6 protein-coding genes are annotated in these 4,349 nt (G+C 73.1%); 2 read left to right on the top strand and 4 right to left on the bottom strand.

The window, feature by feature from the left end; translation table 11 throughout:
- Positions 1 to 1,091 (top strand): serine hydrolase domain-containing protein (locus FNX44_RS24275; protein WP_228450175.1); only part of this gene is annotated, 1,091 nt, incomplete at its 5' end.
- A 362-nt stretch (positions 1,092 to 1,453) separates the two neighbouring features.
- On the opposite strand, the gene FNX44_RS24270 is transcribed toward FNX44_RS24275, so the two are convergent.
- Positions 1,454 to 1,669 carry a cold-shock protein gene (locus tag FNX44_RS24270; RefSeq protein ID WP_143651093.1) on the bottom strand — a complete coding sequence of 72 codons (216 nt, stop codon included), beginning with the start codon at positions 1,667 to 1,669 and terminating at the stop codon, positions 1,454 to 1,456.
- Positions 1,670 to 1,747: 78 nt separating this feature from the next.
- Here FNX44_RS24270 and FNX44_RS24265 point away from each other — a divergent pair, with 78 nt between their 5' ends.
- Positions 1,748 to 2,260 (top strand): hypothetical protein, encoded by a 513-nt coding sequence (locus FNX44_RS24265; RefSeq protein WP_143651091.1) that lies wholly within the window; start codon positions 1,748 to 1,750, stop codon positions 2,258 to 2,260.
- An 18-nt stretch (positions 2,261 to 2,278) separates the two neighbouring features.
- On the opposite strand, the gene FNX44_RS24260 is transcribed toward FNX44_RS24265, so the two are convergent.
- The 3 genes from FNX44_RS24260 to FNX44_RS28270 all read right to left on the bottom strand — a co-directional run.
- The gene (locus FNX44_RS24260; RefSeq protein WP_143651089.1) at positions 2,279 to 2,725 is read right to left on the bottom strand and encodes a DUF7144 family membrane protein; all 447 of its coding nucleotides are present in this window, start codon (positions 2,723 to 2,725) and stop codon (positions 2,279 to 2,281) included.
- Between the two features lie 33 nt (positions 2,726 to 2,758).
- Positions 2,759 to 3,229 carry an SHOCT domain-containing protein gene (locus tag FNX44_RS24255; RefSeq protein ID WP_143651088.1) on the bottom strand — a complete coding sequence of 157 codons (471 nt, stop codon included), beginning with the start codon at positions 3,227 to 3,229 and terminating at the stop codon, positions 2,759 to 2,761.
- A 139-nt stretch (positions 3,230 to 3,368) separates the two neighbouring features.
- Positions 3,369 to 4,349, bottom strand: a 981-nt coding sequence (locus FNX44_RS28270) for a hypothetical protein (protein WP_173019274.1), incomplete at its 5' end; no start/stop codon positions are given.

Here is a 4,349-nt window from a genome sequence, read left to right as displayed (position 1 = left end):
GCTGTGGACGGGCCCGGCCCACCGGCCCCGGCACGCCGCGGACCGGGCCCGTCCACAGCGGAGACCTCGACGACCCCCGACTCCGGTACCGCCTGGCCGACGCCGTCCAGGCCGTCGACGCGTACGACACCGTGTTCGCGTACTCCCGCGCCGGCCGCCGCGCCGTGTGCGCCGGCGGCGACGGGCCGCCCACCCCCGTCGCCCGGGAGCGGCTGCGCTACGAGGTCGGCTCCGCCACCAAGACCGCCACCGTGCTGCTGCTGGCCCGACTCCACCACGAGGGCCGGCTGTCCTGGCTCGACCCGGCGCTGACGCACCTCACACCCCGGCACCCGCTCGGCGACAGGCCGGCCACCCTGCTGCATCTCGCCACCCACACCTCCGGCCTGCCTCGGCTCCCGCCGGACCTCTACCCCGCCGTGATCACCGACCGGTGCACCAACCCGTACGCCGGCTACCCGGCGGCCCGACTGGTGGCCGCCTTCGTCCGCGCCTCCGCGCGCCCCCGCCACCGCCCGGGCGCCCGCTGGCGCTACTCCAACTTCGGCGCCGCCGTACTCGGCCAAGCCCTGGCCGCCGGCTCCGACACCGACTGGAACACCCTGCTGGCCGGGCACATCCTCACCCCGCTCGGCATGAGCGACAGCGGAACGCGCCCGAGCGGCCCGGGCACCGACGCCGTCGGCCACCGCAAGGACGGCCGCACGCCCGTACCGCCCCTGCTCGCCGCCGGGTTCTCCCCGGCCGGCGCCCTCCGCGCCACCCCGCACGACCTGCTGACCTACCTCGAAGCCCACCTGCACCCGGAACGACACGGCCCGGGCGCGCTCGCCGACGCCCTGCGGGCCGTACGGCAACCCATGCTCCGGCGCGGCCTCGGCCACCGCCACATCCACAGCGCGACCTGGTTCGTCACCCCCACCAGGCACGGCGTCGCGTACTCCCACGGCGGCGCCACCTGCGGGCAGCAGGCATTCCTCGGCTTCCGACCGGAAACCGACACCGCCGTCGTCGGGCTGACGACACGGCGGTTCACCGCCCGCGACCCGTTCATGGCGACGGCCCTCACGCTGCTCACCGACCCGCCGTGACCCCGTGACCCGACGGCTCCCGTGACCCGACGGCTCTCGGCTGCCGCGCCCGGCCCGTACGGTCCCCGTCCCTTGTCGGGACGGGGACCGTCCTCCCCCTCGGGGCGCACGACCCTCCCCCTCCGGGCGTTGACCAGACGCCCCTCGACGGGCCGCGCCGCCGACGTCCTCGTGGCCGTCATGACCACTCGCCGGGCCGCTCAGCGCCTCCAGACTCACCCGGCGGCGCCGCCGACGGGAAGGCGCACGACGGTGCCACGGGGTGCGTCCCGGGGAGCACCCCTCACCCGCACCGCGCCCCCCACGCCCACCCTCAGGGCACGTACTCTCAGTGCCCCTTCAGCGCCCCTTCAGGGCACTTCTCAGGGCGCGATGGACACGGCCCGGTACGGATACCCGTCCTGCCTGAACCCGGGGTCCTCCCACCGCAACTCCACCCGCTGCCCGGCTGTCAGCGTCCGGAAACCGTCCATCCGGAGTACGGAGTAGTGCCCCCAGCAGCCGCCCGGCGTCTCGGGGCTGTCGAGCACGCCCCAGCCCTCTTCGTCGTGCCACTCGCGAACCGTTGCCATCACCATGCGCCCACGGTACGTCCGGTGACGGCGGCGAACGACCGCCCCCACACCCCACGTCGACCAGCCGCTAGGCTCGGCCGCATGGGTGCCACGACCGCCGCGATGATCACCGCCGTCGTCGGAGTGCTCGGAACCCTGCTGGCACCCGTCGTCACGACGTGGGTGACGAGGCGGCAGCGGGCCCAGGAACGCCGGCTCGAGGAGCGGAAGCGCCTCCTCGACGAGCGCCGGACCGCGTACACCGCGATGAACCGCGCCTCCCGCCACTTCCACACGATGCTGAAGGACGCCCTGCACCGACTGCGGGACGGGGTGTACACCGACGACGACCGCGTGGAGGTCGAACAGGCCCGGCGGGACTACCGGGACCGCTACGCCGAGGCGCAGATGGTCGTCCCCGAAGCGGTACTCGACGCCTCCCGCGAACTGAACGCCGTCCTGTCACGGATCGACGCCGTGGCCAAGCGCATCGACCGCGGCATACCGAGGGCGGGGGAGACGCCGCAACAGGCCCTCCTCGACCTGAAGGCCGCCGAACCCGCCCTCACGGCCATGCGCCACCTCATGCGCGAAGACCTCGGCGTCTCCGACTAGGGACAGGGTGAGACCCCGTCACACGTCCTCGGGGGGACTCCCGTACAGAGCAGTCGTCGCGTCCTGCCGGACCACGCACAGCGCCCAGATCACAAACCCGGCGATGGCGATCACCACAAGCGACCAGAACGGGTAGTACGGCATGGAGAGGAAGTTCCCGAGGATCACGAGGCCGGCGATGATCACGCCCGCGATCCGCGCCCACAGGGCCGCCTTGTACAGCCCGAGACTCACGAGGAAGGCGAGGGCACCGAGGATCAGGTGCATCCAGCCCCATCCGGTGAGGTCGAACTGGAAGACGTAGTCGGGAGTGGCGACGAAGACGTCGTCCTCGGCTATCCCCATGATGCCGCGCAGGATCGCGAGGATGCCGGTGATCGAGAGCATCACCGCCGCGAACATGGTCAGGCCGACGGCCCAGTCCTGCTTCGCCGTGCTCGTGCTCTTCGATTGCGTCGTACTCATCGTGGTGTTCCCTTCGTTCTCACGGCGCCCCCTTCACCGTTCGTGAGCGGATCCCGGCGCGGTGCCCGGGCCCGCCGCCGTGCCGTGGCCGCTCAGGACCAGTTCCTTCGCGCGGACGAACTCCTCCTCCGTGATGTCGCCACGGGTGCGGAGTTCCGACAGTCGGTGGAGTTCGTCGACGCTGCTGCGGGCGGCACCGCCGGCGGCGGTCTGCCGGACGTAGCTGTCGAACGCCTCCTGCTGCGCGTGGGCCTTCGCCATCTCCCGGCGTCCCATGCCCTTCCCCCGGGCGATCACGTACACGAACACACCCAGGAAGGGCAGCAGGACGGTGAACGCCAGCCAGCCCGCCTTCGCCCATCCGCTCAGGTCGTCGTCGCGGAACACGTCGGCGATGACACGGAAGAGCAGGATGATCCACAGGACCCACAGGAAGAACCAGAGGATGGCCCAGAAGGCGCTCAGCAGCGGGAAGTCGTAGGCGAGATACGTCGGTGCGCTCATTTCTTCTCCTCCGTTCCCGGGGAAGGGCTCAGAACGCTCTTCCTCACCCCCACCGTGCGTAGGGCCGGCCCCGGCGGCCTCACCCGGCGCGGGTGAAAGCGGACGCGAGCCGCCGTGGGCGGCGGCCCGCGCACCCCGGTCAGCTCAGGGAACCGCCGGGCGCCGGCTCCGTCGTGTCCTCGTCCCCTCCGGCCGCCGACGCGGCCACGGCGAGAGCGAGCAGTACGAGTACGACCAGGCCGACCACGAGCGCCACCGCGCCCACGGTGGGGTAGTTCCACAGCATCAGGGTCACGGCCCCGGCGGCGATGACCACACCGGTCGTCAGGGACCGGTGGCCGGCCAGCCAACGACCCGTCGGCCCGGTCCGCAGCCCCTTCCGCGACAGCGCGCCGCCGACGGCCGCCGCGCCCCGGTTCACCGCGGACCGGACACCGTGCGCGAGACGTCCCGGACCGTACAGGTAGGCCGCCGCGGCCGTGATCAGGGAGACGACGAGCAGGGTGAGCGCGCTGGCGCGCAGGAACCGCACGAGGGTGTCGAAGGCCTCCGCCGCCGCCTCGGCAGGCAGAGCCGCGGGCGGCACCGAGTCCAGGTAGCGCTGCCGGGCGAAGGCCAGCACCGCCAGCAGCACCAGCATCATCACGCCCGTGCCGAGCGCCGCGATCACCAGCATGAGGCGGTGGGCGGGCGCCGCCCACACGGCCAGCGCCGCCAGGACCAGCGTCACCAGGGGCAGCCAGACACCGAGCACGGTCAGCAGCCGCAGCGCGTTCTGGGCCCGGCTCAGCTCCTCGGCGTGGAACAGGGTGATCGTGCGCTCGCTGTGCGGGATCGCGGCGGCCTGCTCGAAGCCCGCGTCGACCAGGCGGTCACGCACCTCGTCGACGACCTCGCCGAGGTCCAGTTGCACGTCCTCGCCCTCGGCGCGCACCACACCGCCGTCCCGGCCGGTGAGCACCCTCAGCAGCGCATCGTGCGCCTCGCCGTTGGCGGCCTCCCAGGCCCGCTCGAACGCGTCGCTCGCGACCACCTCGCCCACCACCCGCTCGACGACGCTCCGCAACGCGGAGCGCAAGGGGCCGGCGAGCTGCTCCGCCCCCTCGACCACCCGCGGCGG

This window comes from Streptomyces alkaliterrae (genome assembly GCF_007097205.2).
Classification (GTDB): domain Bacteria; phylum Actinomycetota; class Actinomycetes; order Streptomycetales; family Streptomycetaceae; genus Streptomyces; species Streptomyces alkaliterrae.
The sequence above is the reverse complement of the archived record's forward strand: the minus strand, read 5'-3'. Positions and strand labels throughout refer to the sequence as shown.